Origin of the sequence: Citrobacter sp. CK185, assembly GCF_030333565.1 — a bacterium.
GTDB classification, from domain to species: domain Bacteria; phylum Pseudomonadota; class Gammaproteobacteria; order Enterobacterales; family Enterobacteriaceae; genus Citrobacter_B; species Citrobacter_B koseri.
In genome coordinates, this window is the sequence record NZ_JAOWFR010000015.1 from 93,384 (window position 1) to 118,652 (window position 25,269).

The following is a 25,269-nucleotide window of genomic DNA, read 5'->3' on the forward strand; positions in this document are numbered from 1 at the left end:
GCTTCGCCGGATGAGCAGGCCTGCGTGGGTTCGTGCCATGATCCCCGTAGGCCTGATAAGCCTGGCGCCATCAGGCGACAATCTACCCTTTACGCAATAGCCGCAGCGCGTTGGCGGTCACCAGCACCGTCGCCCCGGTATCCGCCAGCACGGCCAGCCACAGACCGGTTATGCCGAGCAGCGTGGTGATGAGGAAGATCCCTTTCAGCCCCAGGGCAATCGCGATGTTCTGACGAATATTGGCGTGGGTGGCGCGCGCCAGCTGGATCATCTGTACCAGCCCGCGCAGGCGGTTATGCGTCAGGGCGGCGTCTGCCGTTTCCAGCGCGACATCCGTTCCGCTTCCCATCGCAATACCTATCGCGGCGGCCTTCATTGCGGGGGCGTCGTTAATGCCGTCACCCACCATCGCCAGCGGGGCGTGCTGATTGAGCGCCGTCACCGCCCGGACTTTATCTTCCGGCAGCAGGCCCGCTTTAAACGTCAGGCCCAGCTCTCCGGCAATGGCCGCTGCCGCGCGTGGGTTATCGCCGGTCAGGATCACGCCTTTCACCCCTAACTGATTAAGCTCGCCGATCGCGGTGCGGGCGTCATCGCGCAGCGTATCCTGTAGGGCGAGCACGCCGAGTACGTCGTCGTTGCGCAGCACCAGCACGACCGTCTGTCCGGCGCTTTCCAGTTCGCTGATTTGCCCGGCAAAGGCTTCCGCCGGGCGTTTGCCTGCGGCGCAAATCAGGATGCGCTCGCCATTAACCTGAGCTTCGATACCCGAACCGACCAGCGCGCGCTGCTCCAGCGCTGGCGGAATGGTCAGCTCACGCGTCTGCGCTTCACGCACAATGGCCTGCGCCAGTGGGTGCGTCGCGCCTTGTTCCACCGCCGCCGCCAGCGCCAGCAGCTCCGCTTCGCCGATCCCGCTTGCTGGATGGATGGCGGTGACGCGCGGTTTCCCTACGGTCAGGGTGCCGGTTTTATCGAACGCCACCTGAGTGACTCTGCCTAGCTGCTCCAGCGCTGCGCCGCCTTTAATCAACGCCCCGCGACGTGCCGCCGCCGCCAGCCCGGAGGTGATGGCCGCCGGGGTGGAAATGACCAGCGCACACGGGCAGCCAATCAGCAACAGCGTGAGTCCCTTATAAATCCACTCTTGCCAGGACGCGGCAAACAGCAGCGGCGGCACCAGCGTGACCAGCAGCGCGACGGCCATAATCACCGGGGTGTAAATCCGGCTGAAGCGGTCAATAAAACGCTCAATGGGCGCGCGGCGTTCTTCAGCTTCTTCAATCAGCTTCAGGATACGGTCAATCGCGCTGGCGCCCGGTTCTGACAGCACTTCCAGCGTAACGAGCCGATCCACGCTGGTGGCGCCGGCGGGGACTTTCTCGCCCGTTGAGCGCTCGACCGGAATCGACTCGCCGGTGAGCGCGCTCTCATCAAAACTGGCGAAACCGGAGACCAGCCTGCCGTCGGCGGGTAAGCGCCCACCTGCCGCCACTTCGATAATGTCGCCGGGTTGCAGGGTGTTGATCGCCACCTCTTCGCGCACGCCATCGCGCAGGCGCGTGGCGGTTTCCGGTTTGAGGGCCATCAGCGCGCTGACCCCTTTGCGGGCGCGGCTGGCGGCCCACCCTTCGAGGCGTTCGCCGATCAGAAATAACAGCAGCACCATCGCCGCTTCCGCCGTCGCGCCAATAAACAGCGCGCCAATTGCCGCCACGCTCATCAGCGTTTCGATGGCGAACCAGCTGCCGGTTTTCGTCAGGCGCAGCGCCTGACGGGCAATGGGATACAGGCCGACCAGCGTGGTGGCGATAAACGCCAGTTGGCCGAACGGATGGTTGAATTGCTCCAGCCCCCAGCTAATCGCCATCATAATGATGAGCGTGATCAGCGGCAGGTTTTCTTGCAGCCGGGATTCGCGCGCCTCTGCTGTGGCCTGTTCATCACGCAGGGTATAGCCCGCCTTTTGTACGGCGCGTTCAACGTGTTGGCGGATATCGGCATTCGCATCCACCACCAGTTTCTCGGTGGCGAACAGCACCTGTACTTGATTGACGCCCCCGACCTGGCGCACGGCGTTTTCGACTTTACGGGCGCAGGCGGCGCAGTCCATACCGGCGACTTTCCAGGTGTAACGCGTCCCTTCGATGGTGTCGGGGACGAGAGCTTCCGTTGCGCAGGCACCCTCACAGCAGCAGTCATCTACCTTCCGGGGGGCTGGCGCCAGTTTGAAGGATGAAAATTGTGGGACTTTTTTGCCATCAGTATCGGGTGTCAACATGGCATCCTCCGGTTGATGATAATTTTCTCATTAACCGGAGGATACACTCTGGAGTCGACTCCAGAGTCAAGCGTTATTAAAGATAAAGTGAGCGGACAATCAGGAAGTGCCCGGCAAAGTAGCAGGCGGCGGAAATAGCGTTATCCGCGCGGAAGCGGCAGCGGTAATGGCTGCCCAGCCAGACGATGTTGCCGAGGAATAACAACGATGCGCCCATAAAAGCAGAGAGCGCCGGGGCGGTCGGGCGGAAGAACCACAGTTCACCGGCCAGCCAGACCATCATGAGCGTCATGGCGATAAAGGTGCATATCGGCCAGCGCAGCTCTTCCAGACGCGTCCAGATCACCGCAATCAGCAACCCGCCCAACACCAGCAGCACTAACGGCAATGGCCAGAAGAACGACAGCGTCATCTGGCTGGCGAAATAGAGGGTGTACAGCAGGTGCGACAGGAAGAATGCGCCAATGGCGTACAGCAGACGTTGGCGCGGCAACAGCGTCAACGCATCGCCCAGCAACGAGGCGCACAGGCCCGCCAGCACAAGGTAGCTGATCGCGTCGAACATCGGCGCTTGCCAGGCGAGTAAAAGAAGGAGAATCAGGGTGAGAGGTTTAAAGACCCAGCGCTGCCACGCTGGCCCACGATACGATGCGTCCACAAATAGCCATGCGGAAAGACAGACAGCGATAAACGACCAAAGCATCTTAGTTCCTTGAATTCGTTATTTTTTCGCGAGCGGTATGCTCACGGCCCTGTTGTCCAGTGTAGAGGTCGGCGCAGGCAGATGACAACACCATAACGGGCAGGGTATGCTTATTTCTGCATTTTCTGATGGGTTAAAATGATGAGTAAACCACCACTTTTTTTCATTGTTATCATTGGCTTGATTGTTATCGCCGCGTCGTTTCGCTTTGTTTCGCAGCGGCGAGAAAAAGCCGATAACGATGCCGCGCCATTGCAGCAAAAGCAGGTAGTGGTGAGCAATAAGCGCGAAAAGCCGATCAACGAGCGGCGCTCGCGTCAGCAGCAGGTGACGCCAGCGGGCACCAGTATGCGCTATGAAGTTAGCTTTAAACCGCAACGCGGCGGGCTTGAGCAGACGTTTCGTCTGGATGCCCAACAGTACCATGCGTTAACGGTCGGGGATAAAGGCACGCTGAGCTACAAAGGTTCGCGGTTTGTCGATTTTGTCGCCCAGCCATAAGATTTCGCCCGATGGCGTGTTGCTTATCGGGCCTACGGTCTGAGGGGTTTGTAGGTCGGATAAGGCGCAGTCGCCATCCGGCAAAAGGTTATTTTTTAACGTTAAATTTCTTCTGCCATACCAGCAGCTCAAACACGCCGAACAGGAAAATGCGGATTTTCTCGCCGGTGGTCATCTGCGGGCCATCTTTAGGCATGGTGCTTTTTAACAGTGCCAGCTGCATACCGTGCATCAGCACCATAAAGACCAGTGCGACGTTAACGAAGATGTTGAGCGGGCGTGGAAAGGGTTGGAAAATATTCAGTAGTAAAAATGCCCAGACGCACAGCATCAGCAGACGTCCCAGATTAATCAGCATCGCTTTCTCCTTGTGCTTCCCGTTGATACAGGCGGTATGCGACCTGCCCGGCCACTTTTTCACGATACAAAGACCAGTTTGCCGGGACGGGCGGCAGACCGTTTTCGACTTCGCTTTCAACGTAAATATACGCGTCATCAGCCAGCCAGCCGTGCGTTTCCAGCAGGCTTAACGTCTCTTCCAGCAGCCCTTTGCGAAACGGGGGATCGACAAACACCACGTTGTGCGGCGTACCGGTCTGCGCCAGAAAGGCCAGCGTATTGGCGTTGACCACGCGGGCGTTGCCTGCCTTTAGCGTAGCAAGATTCTTTTGTAACTGCTGTGACACGGCGCGATCCATCTCCAGCAACGTCGCGCCCGCCGCATAGCGGGAAAGCGCTTCCAGCCCCAGCGCGCCGCTTCCGGCGAAACAATCCAGACAGTGGGCGTCTACCATGACCGGCGCCAGCCAGTTAAACAGCGTCTCGCGAACCCGGTCGGTTGTCGGGCGCAGCCCTGGGCTGTCGGGAACCGGAAGTTTACGGCCCCGCCATTGTCCGCCAATAATGCGGATTTGACCGCTGCCAGAGTGATTCGGTTTTTTCATTTCTATTGCTCAATCCGCTGCTGACGTGTCATTCCAGGCGGTGATGTGAATTAAGTTAAGTGGTAGACTATTTCATCATTTTTTTAGCTTCCATGTATATAGCGCCAGATATTAACCGCGAGGAGTACAGTCGCAGATGGCAAAACAGAAAAAACGTGGCTTCTTTTCCTGGCTGGGCTTTGGTGAAAAAGAGCAGGAACAGGAACAAAAAACCGAAGAACAACAGCGTGTTGAAGAACAGTTAGCGCCAGAGACGCCGGTTGAGACGGCGGCAGAGGCCGACGCGGAAACGCACGCCCACGGCAAGGCGGAAACCGACGCTTTCGCCGAAGCCGTGGTGAACGTCACCGAACAGGTTCAGGAAAGCGAAAAACCGCAGCCGGTTGAGCCAGAGCCTGTCGTAGAGCCTGTTGTTGACCCCGTGGTTGAAGAAGACATCGTTGAGCCGCAGGCGGTGGTGGAACATGAAGAACTGCCGCTGCCGGAAGAGGTGAACGTCGAAGAGACGTCGCCTGAAGAGTGGCAGGCCGAAGCGGAAACGGTAGAGATCGTGGAGGCGGTAGAAGAAGAGGCGCAAAACGAACCGCAACTGACCGACGAAGAACGGGAAGCGCAGGCGCTGGTGGTGGAAGCGGCGGAAGACGCGGTGGTTGTCGTGCCGGCGGCAGAAGAAGAGACGCCGGTTGAGGAGGTGATTCAGGAGCAAGAGAAGCCGACAAAAGAGGGTTTCTTTGCGCGCCTGAAACGTAGTCTTCTGAAAACAAAAGAAAATCTCGGTTCAGGATTTATCAGTCTGTTCCGTGGTAAGAAAATCGACGATGATCTGTTTGAAGAACTGGAAGAGCAGTTACTGATTGCCGATGTGGGCGTGGAAACCACCCGCAAGATCATCGCTAACCTGACAGAGGGCGCCAGCCGCAAACAGCTGCATGACGCCGAAGCGCTGTATGGCCTGCTGAAAGACGAGATGGGCGATATCCTCGCAAAAGTTGACGAACCGCTTAATATTGAAGGCAAAACGCCATTTGTTATTCTGATGGTTGGCGTTAACGGCGTGGGGAAAACCACCACGATCGGTAAGCTGGCGCGTCAGTTCGAGCAGCAGGGCAAATCCGTGATGCTGGCGGCGGGGGATACCTTCCGTGCGGCGGCGGTAGAGCAGTTGCAGGTCTGGGGCCAGCGTAACAACATTCCGGTTATCGCCCAGCATACCGGCGCGGATTCCGCTTCCGTTATCTTTGACGCCATCCAGGCGGCGAAAGCGCGTAATGTGGATGTGCTGATTGCCGATACCGCAGGTCGCTTGCAGAACAAAGCGCACCTGATGGAAGAACTGAAAAAAATCGTTCGCGTGATGAAGAAACTCGACGAAGATGCGCCGCATGAAGTGATGCTGACCATCGACGCCAGCACCGGGCAGAATGCGATAAGCCAGGCCAAACTGTTCCATGAAGCGGTTGGCCTGACCGGTATCACCCTGACCAAGCTGGATGGCACGGCGAAGGGTGGGGTTATCTTCTCGGTTGCCGATCAGTTTGGCATTCCTATCCGCTATATTGGTGTGGGCGAACGTATCGAGGATTTACGTCCGTTTAAGGCGGACGATTTTATAGAGGCACTTTTTGCCCGAGAGGATTAACAATGATTCGCTTTGAACATGTCAGCAAGGCCTATCTCGGTGGGAGACAAGCGCTGCAAGGAGTCACATTCCACATGCAGCCAGGCGAGATGGCGTTTCTGACCGGCCACTCAGGCGCGGGGAAAAGTACCCTGCTGAAGCTTATCTGTGGGATTGAACGGCCGAGCGCCGGGAAAATCTTCTTCAGCGGGCATGACATTACGCGCCTGAAAAACCGTGAAGTGCCGTTTCTGCGTCGTCAGATCGGAATGATTTTCCAGGATCACCACCTGCTGATGGATCGTACGGTCTATGACAACGTGGCGATCCCGTTGATTATCGCTGGCGCCAGCGGGGACGACATCCGTCGTCGTGTGTCGGCGGCGCTGGATAAAGTCGGGCTGCTGGACAAAGCGAGGAATTTTCCCATTCAACTCTCTGGCGGTGAGCAGCAGCGCGTGGGGATTGCCCGTGCGGTGGTGAACAAGCCTGCGGTGCTGCTGGCGGATGAACCGACCGGGAACCTGGATGATGCCTTATCGGAAGGGATTTTACGTCTGTTTGAAGAGTTTAACCGCGTTGGGGTGACGGTATTGATGGCGACGCACGACATCGGGCTTATCTCCCGTCGTTCGTACCGTATGCTCACCCTGAGCGAAGGTCATTTGCATGGAGGCCTGGTCAGTGAATAAGCGTGACGCTATCAACCAAATCAGGCAGTTTGGCGGCAGACTGGACCGTTTTCGTAAATCTGGCGGTTCGTCCGGCGACAGCGGCCGCAATGCGCCGAGACGCGCAAAGCCCTCGCCAAAGCCGAACTCGCGTAAAACCAACGTCTTTAACGAGCAGGTGCGCTATGCGTTCCAGGGCGCGTTACAGGATCTGAAAAGCAAGCCGCTGGCGACGTTTCTGACGGTGATGGTGATTGCCATCTCTCTGACGCTGCCAAGCGTCTGCTACATGGTCTATAAGAACGTCAACCAGGCGGCGACGCAGTACTATCCGTCCCCGCAGATCACCGTTTATCTGCAAAAGACGCTGGATGACGACGCAGCCGCCGGGGTGGTCGCACAGCTCCAGGCCGAGCAGGGGGTGGAGAAGGTCAACTATCTCTCCCGCGACGATGCATTGGGCGAGTTCCGCAACTGGTCCGGCTTTGGCGGCGCGCTGGACATGCTGGAAGAGAATCCGCTTCCGGCAGTGGCGGTGGTGATCCCAAAACTGGATTTCCAGGGAACGGAGTCGCTGAATACGCTACGCGATCGCATCTCGCAGATTAACGGCATTGATGAAGTGCGTATGGATGACAGCTGGTTTGCACGTCTGGCGGCGCTGACCGGGCTGGTAGGGCGCGTTTCCGCGATGATCGGCGTGCTGATGGTGGCGGCGGTGTTCCTCGTCATCGGCAACAGCGTGCGTCTGAGCATTTTCGCCCGCCGCGACACCATCAACGTGCAGAAACTGATTGGCGCGACGGATGGATTTATCCTGCGACCGTTCCTGTACGGCGGCGCGCTGCTCGGCTTTTCAGGGGCATTTCTTTCACTGATTTTGTCAGAAATTTTGGTGATGCGCTTGTCGTCAGCGGTGACGGAAGTGGCGCAGGTTTTCGGCACGAAGTTTGATATCAATGGCTTATCGTTCGATGAGTGCCTGTTGCTGCTGCTGGTGTGCTCGATGATCGGCTGGGTTGCGGCGTGGCTTGCCACTGTGCAACATTTACGTCACTTTACTCCCGATTAATAAAAGCGTGGTATACTCTTTCCCTGCAATGAGTTCCCGTTCGCAGGGAAAGAGCATCAAAACATCTCATTCCCCTGCCCACAGTGTTTTTTCATAGCGGTGTCACATTTTGTGCGTAATTTATTCACAACGTTGCATTGAACTTGTGGATAAAATCACTGTCTGATAAAAGAGTGAGTGCTATTCTCGTTGCTCATAAACGCTGGCACGTTTGTTGCTCATTTGCAGTGCCAGACGATATAAATTGAGAGGATTTGAATGACCAAAGAAATGCAAAATTTAGCTTTAGCCCCTGTTGGTAACCTGGAATCTTACATCCGGGCTGCAAACGCGTGGCCGATGTTATCGGCTGACGAAGAACGGGCACTGGCTGAAAAGCTGCATTACCAGGGCGATCTGGAAGCAGCTAAGACGCTGATTCTGTCTCACCTGCGCTTTGTTGTTCATGTTGCTCGTAACTATGCGGGCTATGGCCTGCCGCAGGCGGATCTGATTCAGGAAGGTAACATCGGCCTGATGAAAGCCGTGCGCCGTTTTAACCCTGAAGTGGGTGTGCGCCTGGTTTCTTTCGCCGTGCACTGGATCAAAGCGGAGATCCACGAATACGTATTGCGTAACTGGCGTATCGTTAAAGTCGCAACCACCAAAGCACAGCGTAAGCTGTTCTTTAACCTGCGTAAAACCAAGCAGCGTCTGGGCTGGTTTAATCAGGATGAAGTGGAAATGGTGGCGCGCGAACTGGGCGTAACCAGCAAAGACGTTCGCGAGATGGAATCCCGTATGGCGGCGCAGGACATGACGTTTGACATGTCTTCGGACGACGAGTCTGACAGCCAGCCGATGGCGCCAGTGCTGTATTTGCAGGATAAAACCTCTAACTTTGCCGACGGCATTGAAGAGGATAACTGGGAAGATCAGGCGGCAAACAAACTGACCCACGCAATGGAAGGTCTGGACGAGCGTAGCCAGGACATCATTCGCGCCCGTTGGCTGGACGAAGACAATAAGTCCACGCTACAGGAGCTGGCCGACCGCTATGGCGTTTCTGCTGAACGTGTACGTCAGCTTGAAAAGAACGCGATGAAGAAACTGCGCGCCGCTATCGAAGCGTAATTTCCGCGAAGTGCCCGAAAAACCCTGGATGAGAATCCGGGGTTTTTTGTTTTCCAGGCCGAATAAGGCACCGCCGCCATCCGGCAAACAGGCCGACATAAATGCCCGATGGCGCTTCGCTTATCGGGCTACGGGGATAACGCTTTTTTTCTCCCCCACTCTGGCGAATTCTTCCCCCCTGGCAAACACTTACCGATGGGTTGTGCGCATCTTAGGGGGAGAAGGTGAAAAATAACGAACTGAATGAAAGACGGTTACAGGCGACGCCGCGCGGCATCGGGGTGATGTGCGGTTTCTATGCCGACAGAGCGGAAAATGCCACGCTGTGGGATATTGAAGGCAATGAGGTGATTGATTTCGCCGCCGGAATTGCCGTGTTGAACACCGGGCACCGTCATCCAAAAGTCATCGCGGCAATTGAAAAACAGCTCCAGTCATTTACCCATACCGCGTATCAAATCGTGCCTTATGCAAGCTACGTTACGCTTGCCGAGCGTATTAACAAGCGCGTGCCGGTCAACGGCCCGGCGAAAACGGCTTTCTTCTCCACCGGCGCGGAGGCGGTCGAAAACGCGGTGAAAATTGCGCGCGCCTGTACCCGACGACCGGGGCTGATTACCTTTGGCGGCGCGTTTCACGGGCGAACCTTTATGACGATGGCGCTCACCGGTAAGGTCGCGCCCTACAAAATTGGCTTTGGGCCGTTCCCGGGATCGGTCTATCACGCGCAATATCCGAATCCTTTGCATGGCGTTACCACGGCGGATGCGCTGAACAGTCTCGAACGGATTTTTAAAGCCGATATTGCGCCGGACCAGGTGGCGGCCATTATCCTGGAACCGGTGCAGGGGGAAGGGGGCTTTAACGTCGCGCCAACGGATTTCATGCAGGCGCTGCGTACGTTATGCGATACCCACGGCATCTTGCTGATCGCCGATGAAGTGCAGACCGGTTTTGCCCGTACAGGCAAACTGTTTGCGATGGAGCACCACGGCGTTCAGCCGGATCTCATCACGATGGCTAAAAGTCTGGCTGGCGGTATGCCGCTGTCGGCGGTATCCGGTCGCGCCGAGGTGATGGATGCGCCTGCGCCGGGCGGTCTTGGCGGCACCTACGCCGGAAACCCGCTGGCGGTGGCCGCCGCGCATGCGGTGCTTGATGTGATTGAAGAAGACGATCTCTGCACTCGCGCCACGCAGCTTGGTCAGCATCTGGTTGAGGTGTTGAACAAAGCGAAAGCCGCCTGCCCGTTCATTGCCGAGATCCGCGCGCAGGGCTCGATGGTGGCGGTAGAGTTTACCGATCCGCAGACCGGCCAGCCGTCCCCGGAATTTACCCGGCAGGTGCAGGATCGCGCGTTGCAGGAGGGTCTGCTGCTACTCAGCTGCGGTGTTTACGGCAACGTGATCCGCTTCCTCTATCCGCTGACGATCCCCGATGCGCAGTTCCGTAAAGCGCTGGAGATCATTACGCGTTCGCTGACACGATAAACCGATGCCGCCCGTTGCGGCGGTGCCCCGTTTTGTCATCAACTTGTTATCTGACTGTCAAATTAGCTATTCCAAAATCATAAAAATCGGGTATGTTTTAGCAGAGTATGCTGCTAAAGCACGGGTGGCTTACCATTAATTGAAATAAAGTGCTGAACAACAACATCACAACATACGTAATAACCACAATAATGGGGATTCTCAGGATGAATATGAAGGGTAAAGCGTTATTGGCAGGATGTATCGCCCTGTCTTTGAGCAATATGGCGTTTGCTAAGGATATCAAAGTGGCCGTTGTCGGCGCGATGTCCGGCCCGGTAGCGCAGTACGGCGATCAGGAATTTACCGGCGCGGAGCAGGCGATTGCCGATATCAACGCGAAAGGCGGCATCAAGGGCGATAAGCTGGTTGCCGTGAAATATGATGATGCCTGCGACCCGAAACAAGCGGTAGCCGTAGCCAACAAAGTGGTCAACGACGGCATTAAATATGTTATCGGCCACCTGTGCTCCTCATCCACGCAGCCTGCGTCTGATATCTATGAAGACGAAGGCATTCTGATGATTACTCCGGCTGCGACCGCCCCGGAACTGACCGCGCGCGGTTATCAGCTGATCCTGCGCACCACCGGTCTGGACTCCGATCAGGGGCCGACGGCGGCGAAATATATTCTGGAAAGCGTGAAGCCGCAGCGCATCGCCATTATTCACGATAAGCAGCAGTACGGTGAAGGCCTGGCGCGCGCGGTGCAGGATGGCCTGAAAAAAGGCAACGCCAACGTGGTGTTCTTCGACGGGATTACCGCCGGCGAGAAAGATTTCTCCACCCTGGTGGCGCGCCTGAAGAAAGAGAACATCGACTTTGTGTATTACGGCGGCTACCACCCTGAGATGGGGCAGATCCTGCGCCAGGCTCGCGCTGCTGGCCTGAAAACGAAGTTTATGGGGCCGGAAGGGGTAGCGAACGTGTCGCTGTCTAACATTGCCGGTGAGTCTGCCGAGGGGATGCTGGTCACCAAGCCGAAGAACTACGATCAGGTTCCGGCGAACAAACCGATTGTAGACGCGATCAAAGCGAAGAAACAGGACCCAAGCGGCGCGTTTGTGTGGACCACTTACGCGGCGTTGCAGTCATTGCAGGCGGGTCTGAATCAGTCCGACGATCCGGCTGAAATCGCCAAATACCTGAAAGCGAATACCGTAGAAACCGTTATGGGGCCGTTGTCCTGGGATGAGAAGGGCGATCTGAAAGGCTTTGAGTTCGGCGTCTTTACCTGGCATGCCGACGGTACGGCAACCGACGCCAGGTAATTGAGTGCCGGGTGGCGGCTTCGCCTTACCCCCTGGAAAATTGCGTGAGAGTTGCAAAACACGTAGGCCGGATAAGCGTCAGCGCCATCCGGCTTTTTTATTACCGTTTTTCCCAGCCGTCCGCCTGCGCCGTAAACCCTAATGCCTGCATAAACGCCGCCATTACGCCTCGCTCTTCGACGCCGACATCTGCCATCCACCAGGCTGAAACGCCCGGATTATTGCGGATCACCTCTTCCACCAGATACTGCCCCACGCCGCGACGACGCGTGATCTCGCGAACCCGCAATGAATCCAGCGCGCCTTGCGTACCGCTTAGCGTTACCCGCACAGCGCCCAACAGACGCTCGTTGAAACGCGCTGCGTAGATCCGGTGAGTATCATCTACGCTTAAAGACGAGGCGGAGTATTCCGGCCAGATTTTACCCAGATCGATGAGATCCTGGGCGCTAAAGTTTTCTAAACGAACGATGGTCAGCTTCATCGACAGCATGTCCAAATCACCAAAGAGAGAACCAGTGTACCGAAATAATGTGTTCCGACACTTTCTCTTTTTTATTTCATTTACCAGGCGATTAGTTTTTTGGCAACGATAAGTACAGTTTGAAACATCAGAGAATGAAAAACAGGCAGGATAATCCCCTGGGAGGCAGTGTTTTATTCCGCTCTTTGTACCGTTATTTTATGCTGACAAGTGCGCTTTTTTTTGTTTATCTATAGCTGAAATCAGAATATTATCTTTTCTTAATCGACTGAAAAATAGAGTATTTGCTCTGATTTTGCATAAAAATCTGTGCTAAACCATTAATGCAACAGGTAAAAATAGCATAGTTCAAAAAAAGCACAGTCTGCTTTTTAACCACATAAATACAAAATATATACACAAAATCATTCAAGGTGCATCAAGGCGGCAAGAGCGTGAATCCCCAGGTGCTTACATAAGTTAGTGACTGGGGTGAACGCACGTAGCCAACACCGGGGCAGCGTGAAGGATGAAGTGTAATAACGTCACGAATGGGGATTCAGTAAATGAAACGGAATGCGAAAACGATCATCGCAGGAGTGGTTGCACTGGCGATGTCGCATACGGCAATGGCGGACGATATTAAAGTCGCCGTTGTCGGGGCGATGTCCGGCCCGGTAGCGCAGTGGGGCGATATGGAATTTAACGGCGCGCGTCAGGCCATTAAAGACATCAACGCCAAAGGCGGCATCAAAGGCGATAAGCTGGTGGGCGTTGAGTATGACGACGCCTGTGACCCGAAACAGGCTGTCGCGGTGGCGAACAAAATCGTCAACGACGGCATTCAGTACGTTATCGGCCACCTGTGCTCCTCTTCCACACAGCCCGCGTCTGATATCTATGAAGATGAAGGCATCCTGATGATCTCCCCGGGCGCCACAAACCCGGAACTGACGCAGCGCGGCTACGAACACATCATGCGTACGGCGGGCCTGGACTCCTCCCAGGGGCCAACGGCGGCGAAATACATTCTTGAGAAAGTGAAGCCGCAGCGTATCGCCATTATTCATGATAAGCAGCAGTACGGCGAAGGTCTGGCGCGTTCCGTACAGGACAGCCTGAAAGCGGGCAACGCCAATATCGTGTTCTTTGACGGGATTACCGCTGGCGAGAAAGACTTTTCCGCGCTGATTGCCCGCCTGCAAAAAGAGAATATCGACTTCGTTTATTACGGCGGTTACTACCCGGAAATGGGCCAGATGCTGCGCCAGGCGCGAGCTATCGGCCTGAAAACCCAGTTTATGGGGCCAGAGGGTGTGGGCAATGCCTCACTGTCCAACATTGCTGGCGCGGCGGCAGAAGGCATGCTGGTGACGATGCCAAAACGCTATGACCAGGACCCGGCGAACAAAGGCATTGTCGATGCCCTTAAAGCCGACAAAAAAGATCCTACCGGCCCTTACGTGTGGATCACCTACGCTGCGGTGCAGTCGCTGGCAACCGCAATGGATCGTACCGGCAGCAAAGCGCCGCTCGATCTGGTGAAAGATCTGAAAGCACACGGGGCTGATACCGTGATTGGGCCGCTGAACTGGGATGAAAAAGGCGATCTGAAGGGATTTGAGTTTGGTGTCTTCCAGTGGCATGCCGACGGCTCATCGACCGTTGCCAAATAACGCCTGAAGACAAGTTATCCCTCCGCCCGCGCAAAACGGGCGGGTTGAGAAAGGTTACCTTATGTCCGAGCAGTTTCTCTATTTCTTGCAGCAGATGTTTAACGGCGTCACGCTGGGAAGCACCTATGCGCTGATCGCTATCGGCTATACGATGGTTTACGGCATTATCGGCATGATCAACTTCGCCCACGGCGAGGTCTATATGATCGGCAGCTATGTCTCTTTCATGATCATCGCCGCGCTCATGATGATGGGCATTGATACCAGCTGGCTGCTGGTCGCCGCCGGGTTCGTCGGGGCTATCATTATCGCCAGCGCCTATGGCTGGAGTATTGAACGGGTGGCCTATCGGCCAGTGCGCAGTTCCAAGCGACTGATTGCGCTCATCTCCGCGATCGGGATGTCTATTTTCCTGCAAAACTACGTCAGTCTTACCGAAGGTTCGCGTGACGTGGCGCTCCCCAGTCTGTTTAACGGCCAGTGGATTATCGGCAGCAGTGAGAACTTCGCCGCCAGCATTACCACCATGCAGTTGGTCATCTGGATTGTCACTTTCCTGGCGATGCTGGCGCTGACGCTGTTCATCCGTTACTCCCGTATGGGACGCGCCTGCCGCGCCTGTGCGGAAGACCTGAAAATGGCGAGTCTGCTGGGCATTAATACCGACCGCGTGATTGCGCTGACCTTTGTGATTGGCGCGGCGATGGCGGCGGTGGCGGGCGTGCTGCTCGGTCAGTTCTATGGCGTTATCAACCCGTATATTGGCTTTATGGCCGGGATGAAGGCCTTCACCGCCGCGGTGCTTGGCGGCATCGGCAGCATTCCTGGCGCGATGATTGGCGGCCTGATTCTGGGCGTCGCCGAAGCGCTCTCCTCTGCGTACCTGAGTACCGAATATAAAGATGTGGTGTCGTTTGCGCTGCTGATTCTGGTGCTGCTGGTCATGCCGACCGGTATCCTGGGCCGCCCGGAGGTAGAGAAAGTATGAAACCGATGCATTTTGCGATGGCGCTGCTCTCTGCCGCCATGTTCTTCGTACTGGCGGGCGTCTTTATGGGCGTTCAACTGGAACTCGATGGCACCAAACTGGTGGTGGGGACTGCTGCGGATATTCGCTGGCAGTGGGTGTTTATCGGTACTGCCGTGGTCTTTTTCTTCCAGTTGCTGCGACCGATTTTCCAGAAAAGCCTGAAGGGCATTTCCGGGCCTAAATTTGTTCTGCCAGCGATTGATGGCTCAACCGTGAAGCAGAAGCTGTTCCTGATTGCGCTGCTGGTCATCGCCGTCGTGTGGCCGTTTATGGTGTCGCGCGGCACCGTTGATATCGCCACGCTGACCATGATTTACATCATCCTCGGTCTTGGGCTGAACGTGGTGGTGGGGCTGTCTGGTCTGCTGGTGCTGGGCTACGGCGGTTTCTACGCCATTGGCGCGTATACCTTCGCGTTGCTGAATCACTATTACGGTCTGGGGTTCTGGACCTGCCTGCCGCTGGCGGGGCTGGTTGCGGCGGCGGCGGGCTTCCTGCTTGGCTTCCCGGTATTGCGCCTGCGCGGCGACTACCTGGCGATAGTGACCTTAGGATTTGGCGAGATTGTGCGCATCCTGCTGCTCAATAACACCGAAGTGACCGGCGGGCCGAACGGTATCAGCCAGATCCCGAAACCGACATTCTTTGGTCTGGAGTTCAGCCGTACCGCCCGTGAAGGCGGCTGGGATACCTTCAGCAACTTCTTCGGCGTGAAATACGATCCATCCGACCGCGTGATTTGGCTTTACCTGGTGGCGTTGCTGCTGGTCGTCTTCTCACTGTTTGTGATCAACCGTCTGCTGCGTATGCCGCTGGGGCGGGCATGGGAAGCGCTGCGTGAAGATGAAATTGCCTGCCGTTCATTAGGCTTAAGCCCGACGCGCATCAAGCTGACGGCGTTTACCATCAGCGCCGCGTTTGCGGGGTTCGCCGGAACGCTGTTCGCCGCGCGCCAGGGCTTTGTCAGCCCGGAGTCGTTCACCTTCGCCGAATCCGCTTTTGTACTGGCGATTGTGGTGCTTGGCGGCATGGGTTCGCAGTTCGCGGTTATTCTCGCCGCTATCCTGCTGGTGGTATCGCGCGAGCTGATGCGTGACTTCAACGAATACAGCATGTTGATGCTCGGTGGTTTGATGGTACTGATGATGATCTGGCGTCCGCAGGGCTTGCTGCCGATGACCCGTCCGCAGTTGAAACTGAAAAACGGGGAAGCGAAAGGAGAGCAGGCATGAGTCAGCCATTATTATCCGTTAACGGCCTGATGATGCGCTTTGGCGGTCTGCTGGCGGTAAACAACGTTGAACTGGAGTTGCATCCACGCGAAATCGTCTCATTGATCGGGCCAAACGGCGCCGGGAAAACCACGGTCTTTAACTGCCTGACCGGTTTCTATAAACCGACCGGTGGCACCATTATGCTGCGCGATCAGCATCTGGAAGGGCTGCCGGGTCAGCAGATTGCCCGTATGGGCGTGGTGCGTACCTTCCAGCACGTCCGCCTGTTCCGTGAGATGACGGTGATTGAAAACCTGCTGGTTGCGCAACATCAGCAGTTGAAAACCGGCGTCTTTTCGGGCCTGTTGAAGACTCCGGCGTTCCGTCGGGCGCAGAGTGAAGCGCTCGATCGCGCCGCCACCTGGCTGGAGCGTATCGGCCTGCTGGAGCACGCCAACCGCCAGGCCAGCAATCTGGCCTACGGCGACCAGCGTCGTCTGGAGATCGCCCGCTGCATGGTGACGCAGCCGGAGATCCTGATGCTGGATGAACCGGCGGCGGGTCTGAACCCGAAAGAGACCAAAGAGCTGGACGAATTAATTGCGGAGCTGCGTAACCATCACAACACCACCATTCTGCTGATTGAGCATGATATGAAGCTGGTGATGGGGATTTCCGATCGCATTTACGTGGTGAACCAGGGAACGCCGCTGGCGAACGGGACGCCGGAAGAAGTTCGCAACAACCCGGACGTGATCCGCGCCTATTTAGGTGAAGCATAATGGTGGTGACGCATAAGATGGAAAAAGTCATGTTGTCCTTTGACAAAGTCAGTGCCCACTACGGCAAAATCCAGGCGCTGCACGAGGTGAGTCTGCATATTCGTCAGGGAGAAATCGTCACCCTGATTGGCGCCAACGGCGCGGGTAAAACCACGCTGCTCGGCACGTTATGCGGCGATCCGCGCGCCACCAGCGGGCGGATTGTGTTTGATGGCAAAGACATTACCGACTGGCAGACGGCGAAAATCATGCGTGAAGCGGTGGCGATTGTCCCGGAAGGGCGTCGCGTCTTTTCCCGTATGACGGTGGAGGAGAACCTGGCGATGGGCGGTTTTTTCGCCGAGCGCGACCAGTTTCAGGAGCGCATTAAGTGGGTTTACGCGCTGTTCCCGCGCTTGCATGAGCGTCGTATCCAGCGTGCGGGCACCATGTCCGGCGGTGAACAGCAGATGCTGGCGATTGGCCGTGCATTGATGAGTCAGCCGCGTTTGCTGCTGCTGGATGAACCGTCCCTGGGTCTGGCGCCGATCATCATCCAGCAGATTTTCGATACCATCGAACAGCTGCGCGAGCAGGGAATGACCATCTTCCTCGTCGAGCAGAACGCGAATCAGGCGCTGAAGCTGGCGGATCGCGGCTATGTGCTGGAAAACGGTCATGTGGTGCTGGAAGATACCGGCGATGCGTTGCTGGCCAACGAAGCGGTGCGCAGCGCATACCTCGGAGGCTGAACCGTCTGTGTGCCCGGTGGCGCTACGCTTACCGGGCCTACATATTATCTTCACCATTCCATCATCTTCTTATCATCCTGCTGACGTTTGGCTGTCATTTATTTGTAACTAAAAAGTTATTTTTCTGTCATTCGCGCATGTCATGTTACCTCGCGAGCATAAAACGCGTGATATCGCGCATCCGGCACAACAAGAGAGATAAGCGAATGACATCGTTACGACATACAGCGTTAGGACTGGCGTTAAGCCTGGCATTCGTGGGAAACGCCATGGCCGTTACCACCATTCCATTCTGGCATTCTATGGAAGGCGAGCTGGGGAAAGAGGTTGATTCTCTGGCGCAACGTTTCAATGCGGCCAATCCTGATTACAAGATTGTGCCGGTGTATAAGGGCAACTATGAACAGAGCCTGAGCGCGGGTATCGCCGCGTTTCGTACCGGCAACGCTCCGGCGCTGTTGCAGGTTTATGAAGTCGGCACCGCGACTATGATGGCGTCGAAAGCGATTAAACCGGTCTATGAAGTGTTCAGCGACGCGGGCATCAGTTTCGATGAGTCGCAGTTTGTACCGACGGTGTCCGGTTACTACACCGATTCCAAAAGCGGACATCTGTTGTCCCAGCCGTTTAACAGCTCCACGCCGGTGCTGTACTACAACAAAGACGCTTTCAAAAAGGCCGGTTTAGATCCAGAGCAGCCGCCGAAAACCTGGCAGGATCTGGCGGAGTACACCGCGAAGCTGAAGGCGGCGGGAATGAAGTGCGGCTACGCCAGCGGCTGGCAGGGCTGGATTCAGATTGAAAACTTCAGCGCCTGGCATGGTCTGCCGGTCGCCACTCAAAATAACGGCTTTGACGGTACTGACGCGGTGCTGGAATTTAACAAGCCGGAGCAGGTGAAACATATCGCGCTGCTGGAAGAACTGAACAAGAAGGGTGATTTCAGCTACTTCGGGCGTAAAGACGAATCCACTGAGAAGTTCTACAACGGCGATTGCGCCATCACCACCGCCTCTTCCGGTTCTCTGGCGGATATCCGCCACTACGCCAAATTTAATTACGGCGTAGGCATGATGCCTTATGACGCGGATGCCAAAGATGCGCCGCAAAACGCCATTATCGGCGGGGCGAGCCTGTGGGTGATGCAGGGTAAAGACAAAGAGACCTACACCGGCGTGGCGAAATTCCTCGACTTCCTGGCGAAGCCGGAAAATGCCGCTGAATGGCATCAGAAAACCGGCTATCTGCCGATCACCAAAGCGGCTTACGACCTGACCCGCGAGCAGGGATTCTATGACAAGAACCCCGGCGCGGATATTGCCACGCGCCAGATGCTGAACAAGCCGCCGTTGCCGTTCACCAAAGGTCTGCGTCTGGGCAACATGCCGCAGATCCGCACCATTGTGGATGAGGAGCTGGAAAGCGTGTGGACCGGGAAGAAATCCCCGCAGCAGGCGCTGGATGCCGCCGTTGAGCGTGGTAATCAGCTGCTGCGTCGCTTTGAGCAGTCAACGAAATCGTAACGCATGATATGCCCGGAGGCGCTGCGCTTACCGGGCCTACAAGACCGTAGGCCGGGTAAGGCGAAGCCGCCACCCGGCACTGTTCAGGAATCAAATCTTCATGTCATCATCCCGTCCGGTGTTTCGCTCGCGTTGGCTGCCGTATTTGCTGGTTGCGCCGCAACTGGCGATCACCGTCATTTTCTTTATCTGGCCTGCGGGCGAAGCGCTGTGGTATTCGCTGCAAAGCGTCGATCCGTTTGGGCTGTCCAGCCAGTTTGTCGGTCTGGATAACTTTGTCGCCTTATTCCATGACAGCTACTACCTCGACTCCTTCTGGACGACGATGAAATTCAGTGCGCTGGTGACGGTAAGCGGCCTGTTGGTCTCACTGTTTTTCGCCGCGCTGGTGGATTACGTGGTACGCGCAAGCCGCCTGTATCAAACGCTGATGCTGCTGCCTTACGCCGTTGCGCCAGCGGTGGCCGCCGTACTGTGGATCTTCCTGTTCAACCCCGGGCGCGGGCTAATCACCCATTTTCTTGCCGGGTTCGGCTATGACTGGAACCATGCGCAACACAGCGGCCAGGCCATGTTTTTGGTGGTGTTCGCTTCAGTCTGGAAGCAGATTAGTTACAACTTCCTGTTCTTTTTTGCCGCGTTGCAATCCATTCCCCGCTCGCTGACGGAAGCGGCAGCGATTGATGGGGCGGGGCCGGTTCGGCGCTTCTTTAAACTTTCGCTACCGCTGATTGCGCCGGTGAGTTTCTTCCTGCTGGTGGTCAATCTGGTGTATGCCTTCTTCGACACCTTCCCGGTGATCGACGCCGCTACCGCAGGCGGACCGGTACAGGCGACGACCACGCTGATTTATAAGATTTACCGCGAAGGCTTTGCCGGGCTGGATCTCTCCGCCTCTGCCGCACAGTCGGTGGTGCTGATGTTCCTCGTCATCATTCTGACGGTTATCCAGTTCCGCTATGTGGAAAGTAAGGTGCGTTACCAATGATTGAGAACCGTCGCGGGCTGACGATATTCAGCCACACTATGTTGATTCTGGGGATTGTGGTGATCCTGTTTCCCTTGTACGTCGCCTTTGTGGCGGCGACGCTGGACAACCGCGCGGTGTTCGATACGCCGATGACGCTCATCCCCGGAACGCATCTGCTGGAAAACATGGCAACGATCTGGGTTAACGGCGTGGGCGTGAACAGCGCGCCGTTCTGGCTGATGATGCTTAACAGTTTCATCATGGCTTTTGGCATTACGGTGGGGAAAATCACCGTTTCTATGCTGTCGGCGTTTGCCATTGTCTGGTTTCGTTTTCCGCTGCGTAACCTGTTTTTCTGGATGATCTTTATCACCTTGATGCTGCCGGTTGAGGTGCGTATTTTCCCGACGGTGGAAGTGATCGCCAATCTGAAAATGCTCGACAGCTACGCGGGTCTGACCCTGCCGCTGATGGCCTCAGCGACCGCCACCTTTCTGTTTCGCCAGTTCTTCATGACGCTGCCGGACGAGCTGATTGAAGCGGCGCGCATCGACGGCGCTTCACCGATGCGCTTTTTCCGCGACATCGTGCTGCCGCTGTCAAAAACCAATCTCGCGGCGCTGTTCGTCATCACTTTCATCTACGGCTGGAACCAGTACCTGTGGCCGTTGCTGATTATTACCGACGTTGATCTCGGCACTGCCGTTGCGGGGATTAAAGGCATGATCGCCACCGGGGAAGGCACTACTCAGTGGAATCAGGTGATGGCGGCGATGCTGCTGACCCTGATTCCCCCCGTCGTTATCGTTTTAGCCATGCAGCGCGCGTTTGTACGCGGCCTGGTGGACAGTGAGAAGTAGGAAATTTTATGGCTGGTTTGAAATTACAGGCAGTAACCAAAAGCTGGGACGGCAAAACCCAGGTCATTCAGCCGTTAACGCTGGATGTGGCGGATGGCGAGTTTATTGTGATGGTTGGGCCGTCCGGCTGCGGTAAATCGACGCTGCTGCGTATGGTGGCCGGGCTTGAGCGGGTAACGAGCGGCGATATCTGGATTGACCGCCAGCGCGTTACGGAGATGGAGCCGAAAGACAGGGGCATTGCGATGGTGTTCCAGAACTACGCGCTCTACCCACACATGAGCGTAGAGGAGAACATGGCGTGGGGGCTGAAGATTCGCGGCATGGGCAAAGGGCATATTGCCGAACGGGTGAAAGAGGCGGCGCGGATTCTGGAGCTGGACGGTTTGCTCAAACGCCGTCCACGCGAGCTTTCCGGCGGCCAGCGCCAGCGTGTGGCAATGGGGCGTGCGATTGTGCGCGATCCGGCCGTCTTCCTGTTTGATGAGCCGCTGTCCAACCTTGATGCTAAATTGCGCGTCCAGATGCGCCTTGAGTTACAACATCTGCATCGCCGCCTGAAAACCACCTCGCTGTACGTGACGCACGATCAGGTCGAAGCGATGACGCTCGCCCAGCGGGTGATGGTGATGAACAAAGGCGTGGCGGAGCAAATCGGTACGCCGGTAGAGGTGTATGAGAAGCCCGCCAGCCGCTTTGTGGCGAGTTTTATCGGCAGCCCGGCGATGAACCTGCTGGAGGGGCGCATCAGCGCCGCAGGCACCCATTTTGAGCTGGAGAGCGGGATGGCGCTGCCCGTTAACTGGAACTATCGTCGCTATGCCGGGCGGAAAATGACGCTGGGTATCCGTCCTGAGCATATTGCGCTAAGCTCGCAAGCGGAAGGCGGTGTACCGCTGGTGATGGACACGCTGGAGATGCTGGGGGCGGATAACCTGGCGCACGGACGCTGGGGCGATCAAAAAATGGTCGTGCGGCTGGCGCATCAGCAACGCCCGACGGCAGGCGGCACGCTATGGCTGCATTTGCCGGAAAATCATCTGCATCTTTTCGATGGCGAAACAGGACAACGAGTATGAGTAACTGGCCTTATCCCCACATCGTCGCGCATCGCGGCGGCGGAAAACTCGCACCGGAAAACACGCTGGCGGCGATTGACGTGGGGGCGCGGTGCGGACACACGATGATTGAGTTTGACGTGAAGCTGTCGAAAGACGGCGAGATCTTTCTGCTGCATGACGACAACCTGGAGCGCACCAGTAACGGCTGGGGCGTGGCGGGGGAAGTCAACTGGCAGGATCTGTTGCGCGTTGATGCCGGGAGCTGGTTTAGCGGCAAGTTTAAAGGCGAGCCGTTGCCGCTGTTGTCTCAGGTAGCGGAACGCTGCCGCGAGCACGGCATGATGGCGAATATTGAAATTAAACCGACGACCGGCACCGGGCCATTGACGGGGAGAGTGGTGGCGCTGGCGGCGCGGGAGCTGTGGTCTGGAATGACCGCGCCTTTGCTTTCATCGTTTGAAATTGATGCGCTGGAAGCGGCGCAAAAGGCGGCGCCAGAGCTACCGCGCGGTTTACTGCTGGATGACTGGCGTGACGACTGGCATACGCTGACGACCTGGCTGGGCTGCGTCTCTGTTCATCTCAACCATAAATTGCTTGATGAAGCGCGGGTAAAAGTGCTCAAGGCGGCGGGACTGCGCATTCTGGTTTACACCGTCAACAAACCCCAGCGCGCGGCGGAACTGCTGCGCTGGGGCGTGGACTGCATCTGTACCGATGCCATTGATGTGATTGGGCCGGATTTTACTGCGGCGAGTTATTGAGCATATCGCCACTCTGTCGCTGGGGCAGCAGATGTTGCTGACCGCTGCTCTGGCGGGTTCCACCGCTTAACATCCCGCCATTGTTGTTTGGTAAAACCTGCTCACGCACCTGGCCCTGCTGGACCCGCTGCGCGTTATTGTTCATCTGCGTTTGCAGATGCTGTTGCTGAAGCTGGGTCTGCGTTTTTAACTGCTGGTTAAGCATCCCTTTCTGCTGGGTCTGCTGCGTCTGCATTTGGGTTTGCATCCGCTGTTGACTCGGGATCTGATACCCCGGCTGATTCGGGTTATTCATGGTGTTGATGGGCTGCGCAAAGCCAGAAAACGGCAGTAGCGCCGCTAAAATTAAGAGTCGTTTCATCGTCTTTCCTCCTCTGGGGGGATCTATTAAGTTTACTCCTTTCCCGCCGCAACGATGATTATTTCAGAGTTATGCACCAGGCTTAGTGGGGGGCTGACCCCGTATCTCTGGAGAATAACGATGATGAAACCGACGTTTTTGCGCCGGGTAGCCATTGCTGCTCTGCTCTCAGGAAGTTGTTTTAGTGTTGTTGCCGCGCCGCCTGCGCCACCTCCGGTGTCATACGGTGTTGAAGAGGATGTTTTCCACCCTGTTCGTGCGAAGCAGGGGATGGTGGCATCCGTGGATGCGATGGCGACCCAGGTCGGCGTCGATATCCTTAAGCAAGGGGGAAATGCCGTCGATGCGGCGGTTGCCGTTGGCTATGCGCTGGCGGTGACGCATCCGCAGGCGGGGAACCTCGGCGGCGGGGGTTTTATGCTGCTGCGCACCAAAGACGGGAACACCACGGCGATCGACTTCCGCGAAATGGCGCCAGCCAATGCCACCCGCGATATGTTCCTGGACGATCAGGGCAATCCTGACAGTAAAAAATCGCTGACGTCGCACCTGGCGACCGGTACGCCGGGCACCGTGGCCGGATTCTCGCTGGCGCTGGAGAAATACGGCACCCTGCCGCTCAACAAAGTGATACGCCCGGCGATGAAACTTGCGGATGAGGGATTCGTCGTCAACGATGCGCTGGCGGATGACCTGAAAACCTACGGTAGCGAGGTGCTGCCGAATTATGAAAACAGCAAGGCCATTTTCTGGAAAGACGGCGAACCGCTGAAGAAGGGCGACAAGCTGGTGCAGAAAAACCTGGCGAAAAGTCTGGAGATGATTGCTGAGAATGGCCCTGATGCCTTCTACAAAGGGGCAATAGCCGACCAGATCGCACAGGAAATGCAGAAGAACGGGGGGCTTATCACCAAAGAGGATCTGGCGGCTTACAAAGCGGTAGAACGCACGCCGATTAGCGGCGACTATCGCGGGTATCAGGTCTTTTCGATGCCGCCTCCGTCCTCCGGCGGCATTCATATCGTGCAGATCCTCAATATCCTTGAAAACTTCGACATGAAGAAATACGGGTTTGGTAGCGCCGATGCCATGCAGATAATGGCTGAAGCGGAGAAATATGCCTATGCCGATCGGTCGGAGTATCTCGGCGACCCGGATTTTGTGAAGGTGCCGTGGCAGGCGCTGACCAGTAAAGCGTATGCGAAATCCATTGCCGATCAGATAGATATCAATAAAGCCAAACCGTCCAGCGAGATTCGCCCCGGTAAACTGGCGCCGTATGAAAGCAATCAGACCACCCATTTCTCGGTGGTGGATAAAGACGGCAACGCGGTGGCCGTCACCTACACCCTGAACACCACGTTTGGTACCGGGATTGTGGCGGGAAACACCGGAATTCTGCTCAACAATGAGATGGATGACTTCTCCGCGAAACCTGGCGTACCAAACGTTTACGGTCTGGTGGGCGGCGATGCTAACGCCGTAGGGCCGAAGAAACGTCCGCTGTCGTCAATGTCGCCGACCATTGTGGTGAAAGACGGCAAAACCTGGCTGGTGACAGGCAGCCCTGGCGGTAGCCGGATTATTACCACCGTGCTGCAAATGGTGGTCAACAGTATCGATTTCGGGATGAATGTCGCTGAGGCGACCAACGCACCGCGTTTCCATCATCAGTGGCTGCCGGATGAGCTGCGCGTGGAAAAGGGCTTTAGCCCGGATACGCTGAAACTCCTGGAACAGCGTGGGCAAAAAGTCGCGCTGAAAGAAGCGATGGGCAGCACCCAGAGCATCATGGTTGGACCGGATGGTTCGCTGTACGGCGCGTCTGACCCGCGCTCAGTCGATGATTTAACGGCGGGGTATTGAGGTGAAATTGCCCGGTAGCGTTACGTTTGCCGGTGCCTTCAATTTCAAAGCCATGCTTCTCTGCACCCTTAGCAGATTAAAAGTCCTTTTAAACATCATTGACTTTAAAAACGGAGTCAACTGCATTTTTTTGCAAAAAGTATTGGACAAGTGCGAATGAGAATGATTATTATTGCTCTGCGTTCAGGGAGACCCTTGCGGAGAACCTGAAAGCACGACATTGCTCACATTGCTTCCAGTATTACTTTAGCCAGCCGGGTGCTGG

Annotated in this window: 24 protein-coding genes; 18 read left to right on the plus strand and 6 right to left on the minus strand. The window is 56.3% G+C overall.

Translation table 11 applies throughout. The features are described from left to right. Positions 1-82: 82 nt before the first annotated feature. Positions 83-2,281 carry a Zn(II)/Cd(II)/Pb(II) translocating P-type ATPase ZntA gene (zntA, locus tag OGV79_RS02725; RefSeq protein ID WP_286467129.1) on the minus strand — a complete coding sequence of 733 codons (2,199 nt, stop codon included), beginning with the start codon at positions 2,279-2,281 and terminating at the stop codon, positions 83-85. A 76-nt stretch (positions 2,282-2,357) separates the two neighbouring features. Then, complete coding sequence (locus OGV79_RS02730) at positions 2,358-2,984, minus strand: lysoplasmalogenase (RefSeq protein WP_012135582.1); 627 nt, start codon at positions 2,982-2,984, stop codon at positions 2,358-2,360. A gap of 141 nt (positions 2,985-3,125) precedes the next feature. On the opposite strand from OGV79_RS02730, the gene OGV79_RS02735 reads away from it, so the two are divergent. Beyond that, positions 3,126-3,485: a DUF2500 domain-containing protein gene (locus OGV79_RS02735; RefSeq protein ID WP_104868086.1), complete on the plus strand. Its 360-nt coding sequence runs from the start codon at positions 3,126-3,128 to the stop codon at positions 3,483-3,485. 88 nt (positions 3,486-3,573) lie between these two features. Here OGV79_RS02735 and OGV79_RS02740 read toward each other — a convergent pair whose 3' ends face one another. Together OGV79_RS02740 and rsmD are read right to left on the minus strand one after the other, a co-directional pair. Then, complete coding sequence (locus tag OGV79_RS02740) at positions 3,574-3,843, minus strand: DUF1145 family protein (protein WP_012135579.1); 270 nt, start codon at positions 3,841-3,843, stop codon at positions 3,574-3,576. Then, complete coding sequence (gene rsmD, locus OGV79_RS02745; protein ID WP_012135578.1) at positions 3,833-4,429, minus strand: 16S rRNA (guanine(966)-N(2))-methyltransferase; 597 nt, start codon at positions 4,427-4,429, stop codon at positions 3,833-3,835. The genes OGV79_RS02740 and rsmD overlap by 11 nt, the downstream gene beginning before the upstream one ends. Before the next feature lie 136 nt (positions 4,430-4,565). Here rsmD and ftsY point away from each other — a divergent pair, with 136 nt between their 5' ends. The 6 genes from ftsY to livJ all read left to right on the plus strand — a co-directional run bounded on the left by ftsY (position 4,566) and on the right by livJ (position 11,703). After that, on the plus strand, positions 4,566-6,068 hold the full coding sequence (ftsY, locus tag OGV79_RS02750) for a signal recognition particle-docking protein FtsY (protein WP_200075926.1): 1,503 nt from the start codon (positions 4,566-4,568) through the stop codon (positions 6,066-6,068). A gap of 2 nt (positions 6,069-6,070) precedes the next feature. Further along, positions 6,071-6,739 carry a cell division ATP-binding protein FtsE gene (gene ftsE / locus OGV79_RS02755; RefSeq protein ID WP_012135575.1) on the plus strand — a complete coding sequence of 223 codons (669 nt, stop codon included), beginning with the start codon at positions 6,071-6,073 and terminating at the stop codon, positions 6,737-6,739. After that, positions 6,732-7,790, plus strand: a complete 1,059-nt coding sequence (ftsX, locus tag OGV79_RS02760; RefSeq protein ID WP_286450127.1) for a permease-like cell division protein FtsX — start codon at positions 6,732-6,734, stop codon at positions 7,788-7,790. The genes ftsE and ftsX overlap by 8 nt, the downstream gene beginning before the upstream one ends. Before the next feature lie 258 nt (positions 7,791-8,048). Further along, complete coding sequence (gene rpoH / locus OGV79_RS02765) at positions 8,049-8,903, plus strand: RNA polymerase sigma factor RpoH (RefSeq protein WP_012135571.1); 855 nt, start codon at positions 8,049-8,051, stop codon at positions 8,901-8,903. A 224-nt stretch (positions 8,904-9,127) separates the two neighbouring features. Then, positions 9,128-10,393 carry a 4-aminobutyrate--2-oxoglutarate transaminase gene (locus OGV79_RS02770; protein ID WP_286467139.1) on the plus strand — a complete coding sequence of 422 codons (1,266 nt, stop codon included), beginning with the start codon at positions 9,128-9,130 and terminating at the stop codon, positions 10,391-10,393. A gap of 206 nt (positions 10,394-10,599) precedes the next feature. Then, a complete protein-coding gene (livJ, locus tag OGV79_RS02775) occupies positions 10,600-11,703 on the plus strand; it encodes a branched chain amino acid ABC transporter substrate-binding protein LivJ (RefSeq protein ID WP_024131030.1) in 1,104 nt (367 codons plus the stop codon). Between the two features lie 100 nt (positions 11,704-11,803). On the opposite strand, the gene panM is transcribed toward livJ, so the two are convergent. Beyond that, the gene (panM, locus tag OGV79_RS02780; protein ID WP_024131029.1) at positions 11,804-12,187 is read right to left on the minus strand and encodes an aspartate 1-decarboxylase autocleavage activator PanM; all 384 of its coding nucleotides are present in this window, start codon (positions 12,185-12,187) and stop codon (positions 11,804-11,806) included. 545 nt (positions 12,188-12,732) lie between these two features. On the opposite strand from panM, the gene livK reads away from it, so the two are divergent. The 10 genes from livK to ugpQ all read left to right on the plus strand — a co-directional run bounded on the left by livK (position 12,733) and on the right by ugpQ (position 22,777). Then, on the plus strand, positions 12,733-13,842 hold the full coding sequence (gene livK, locus OGV79_RS02785) for a high-affinity branched-chain amino acid ABC transporter substrate-binding protein LivK (protein WP_012135565.1): 1,110 nt from the start codon (positions 12,733-12,735) through the stop codon (positions 13,840-13,842). Between the two features lie 61 nt (positions 13,843-13,903). Beyond that, the gene (gene livH, locus OGV79_RS02790) at positions 13,904-14,830 is read left to right on the plus strand and encodes a high-affinity branched-chain amino acid ABC transporter permease LivH (protein WP_012135564.1); all 927 of its coding nucleotides are present in this window, start codon (positions 13,904-13,906) and stop codon (positions 14,828-14,830) included. Next, positions 14,827-16,104: a branched chain amino acid ABC transporter permease LivM gene (gene livM / locus OGV79_RS02795; protein WP_012135563.1), complete on the plus strand. Its 1,278-nt coding sequence runs from the start codon at positions 14,827-14,829 to the stop codon at positions 16,102-16,104. The genes livH and livM overlap by 4 nt, the downstream gene beginning before the upstream one ends. Beyond that, a complete protein-coding gene (gene livG, locus OGV79_RS02800) occupies positions 16,101-16,868 on the plus strand; it encodes a high-affinity branched-chain amino acid ABC transporter ATP-binding protein LivG (protein WP_047460588.1) in 768 nt (255 codons plus the stop codon). The genes livM and livG overlap by 4 nt, the downstream gene beginning before the upstream one ends. Positions 16,869-16,885: 17 nt before the next feature. Further along, complete coding sequence (gene livF, locus OGV79_RS02805) at positions 16,886-17,599, plus strand: high-affinity branched-chain amino acid ABC transporter ATP-binding protein LivF (protein WP_047463875.1); 714 nt, start codon at positions 16,886-16,888, stop codon at positions 17,597-17,599. 206 nt (positions 17,600-17,805) lie between these two features. After that, a complete protein-coding gene (gene ugpB / locus OGV79_RS02810; RefSeq protein WP_024131025.1) occupies positions 17,806-19,122 on the plus strand; it encodes a sn-glycerol-3-phosphate ABC transporter substrate-binding protein UgpB in 1,317 nt (438 codons plus the stop codon). Between the two features lie 100 nt (positions 19,123-19,222). Beyond that, a complete protein-coding gene (gene ugpA / locus OGV79_RS02815; RefSeq protein ID WP_024131024.1) occupies positions 19,223-20,110 on the plus strand; it encodes a sn-glycerol-3-phosphate ABC transporter permease UgpA in 888 nt (295 codons plus the stop codon). Further along, positions 20,107-20,952: a sn-glycerol-3-phosphate ABC transporter permease UgpE gene (ugpE, locus tag OGV79_RS02820; RefSeq protein WP_012135557.1), complete on the plus strand. Its 846-nt coding sequence runs from the start codon at positions 20,107-20,109 to the stop codon at positions 20,950-20,952. Before ugpA ends, ugpE begins: the two co-directional genes overlap by 4 nt. Positions 20,953-20,960: 8 nt before the next feature. Beyond that, the gene (locus tag OGV79_RS02825) at positions 20,961-22,031 is read left to right on the plus strand and encodes a sn-glycerol-3-phosphate import ATP-binding protein UgpC (RefSeq protein WP_012135556.1); all 1,071 of its coding nucleotides are present in this window, start codon (positions 20,961-20,963) and stop codon (positions 22,029-22,031) included. After that, a complete protein-coding gene (gene ugpQ, locus OGV79_RS02830; protein ID WP_214143547.1) occupies positions 22,028-22,777 on the plus strand; it encodes a glycerophosphodiester phosphodiesterase in 750 nt (249 codons plus the stop codon). Before OGV79_RS02825 ends, ugpQ begins: the two co-directional genes overlap by 4 nt. Here ugpQ and OGV79_RS02835 read toward each other — a convergent pair. Continuing rightward, positions 22,758-23,138: a DUF2756 family protein gene (locus tag OGV79_RS02835; protein ID WP_012135554.1), complete on the minus strand. Its 381-nt coding sequence runs from the start codon at positions 23,136-23,138 to the stop codon at positions 22,758-22,760. The genes ugpQ and OGV79_RS02835 overlap by 20 nt on opposite strands. A gap of 120 nt (positions 23,139-23,258) precedes the next feature. Between OGV79_RS02835 and ggt the strand changes: the two genes are divergently transcribed. Then, the gene (gene ggt / locus OGV79_RS02840; protein ID WP_049009224.1) at positions 23,259-25,004 is read left to right on the plus strand and encodes a gamma-glutamyltransferase; all 1,746 of its coding nucleotides are present in this window, start codon (positions 23,259-23,261) and stop codon (positions 25,002-25,004) included. The last annotated feature ends 265 nt before the right edge of the window (positions 25,005-25,269 follow it).

What these genes read in the sequence shown, in the direction of transcription:
- OGV79_RS02730 (WP_012135582.1), bottom strand. Translation starts at nt 2,984, where the DNA reads ATGCTTTGGTCGTTTATCGCTGTCTGTCTTTCCGCATGGCTATTTGTG.
- rpoH (WP_012135571.1), top strand. Translation starts at nt 8,049, where the DNA reads ATGACCAAAGAAATGCAAAATTTAGCTTTAGCCCCTGTTGGTAACCTG.
- ugpA (WP_024131024.1), top strand. Translation starts at nt 19,223, where the DNA reads ATGTCATCATCCCGTCCGGTGTTTCGCTCGCGTTGGCTGCCGTATTTG.
- livF (WP_047463875.1), top strand. Translation starts at nt 16,886, where the DNA reads ATGGAAAAAGTCATGTTGTCCTTTGACAAAGTCAGTGCCCACTACGGC.
- livH (WP_012135564.1), top strand. Translation starts at nt 13,904, where the DNA reads ATGTCCGAGCAGTTTCTCTATTTCTTGCAGCAGATGTTTAACGGCGTC.
- OGV79_RS02740 (WP_012135579.1), bottom strand. Translation starts at nt 3,843, where the DNA reads ATGCTGATTAATCTGGGACGTCTGCTGATGCTGTGCGTCTGGGCATTT.
- ftsY (WP_200075926.1), top strand. Translation starts at nt 4,566, where the DNA reads ATGGCAAAACAGAAAAAACGTGGCTTCTTTTCCTGGCTGGGCTTTGGT.
- livK (WP_012135565.1), top strand. Translation starts at nt 12,733, where the DNA reads ATGAAACGGAATGCGAAAACGATCATCGCAGGAGTGGTTGCACTGGCG.
- livG (WP_047460588.1), top strand. Translation starts at nt 16,101, where the DNA reads ATGAGTCAGCCATTATTATCCGTTAACGGCCTGATGATGCGCTTTGGC.
- panM (WP_024131029.1), bottom strand. Translation starts at nt 12,187, where the DNA reads ATGAAGCTGACCATCGTTCGTTTAGAAAACTTTAGCGCCCAGGATCTC.
- OGV79_RS02735 (WP_104868086.1), top strand. Translation starts at nt 3,126, where the DNA reads ATGAGTAAACCACCACTTTTTTTCATTGTTATCATTGGCTTGATTGTT.
- ugpB (WP_024131025.1), top strand. Translation starts at nt 17,806, where the DNA reads ATGACATCGTTACGACATACAGCGTTAGGACTGGCGTTAAGCCTGGCA.
- livM (WP_012135563.1), top strand. Translation starts at nt 14,827, where the DNA reads ATGAAACCGATGCATTTTGCGATGGCGCTGCTCTCTGCCGCCATGTTC.
- OGV79_RS02825 (WP_012135556.1), top strand. Translation starts at nt 20,961, where the DNA reads ATGGCTGGTTTGAAATTACAGGCAGTAACCAAAAGCTGGGACGGCAAA.
- ftsE (WP_012135575.1), top strand. Translation starts at nt 6,071, where the DNA reads ATGATTCGCTTTGAACATGTCAGCAAGGCCTATCTCGGTGGGAGACAA.
- ugpE (WP_012135557.1), top strand. Translation starts at nt 20,107, where the DNA reads ATGATTGAGAACCGTCGCGGGCTGACGATATTCAGCCACACTATGTTG.
- ugpQ (WP_214143547.1), top strand. Translation starts at nt 22,028, where the DNA reads ATGAGTAACTGGCCTTATCCCCACATCGTCGCGCATCGCGGCGGCGGA.
- rsmD (WP_012135578.1), bottom strand. Translation starts at nt 4,429, where the DNA reads ATGAAAAAACCGAATCACTCTGGCAGCGGTCAAATCCGCATTATTGGC.
- OGV79_RS02835 (WP_012135554.1), bottom strand. Translation starts at nt 23,138, where the DNA reads ATGAAACGACTCTTAATTTTAGCGGCGCTACTGCCGTTTTCTGGCTTT.
- zntA (WP_286467129.1), bottom strand. Translation starts at nt 2,281, where the DNA reads ATGTTGACACCCGATACTGATGGCAAAAAAGTCCCACAATTTTCATCC.
- ggt (WP_049009224.1), top strand. Translation starts at nt 23,259, where the DNA reads ATGATGAAACCGACGTTTTTGCGCCGGGTAGCCATTGCTGCTCTGCTC.
- livJ (WP_024131030.1), top strand. Translation starts at nt 10,600, where the DNA reads ATGAATATGAAGGGTAAAGCGTTATTGGCAGGATGTATCGCCCTGTCT.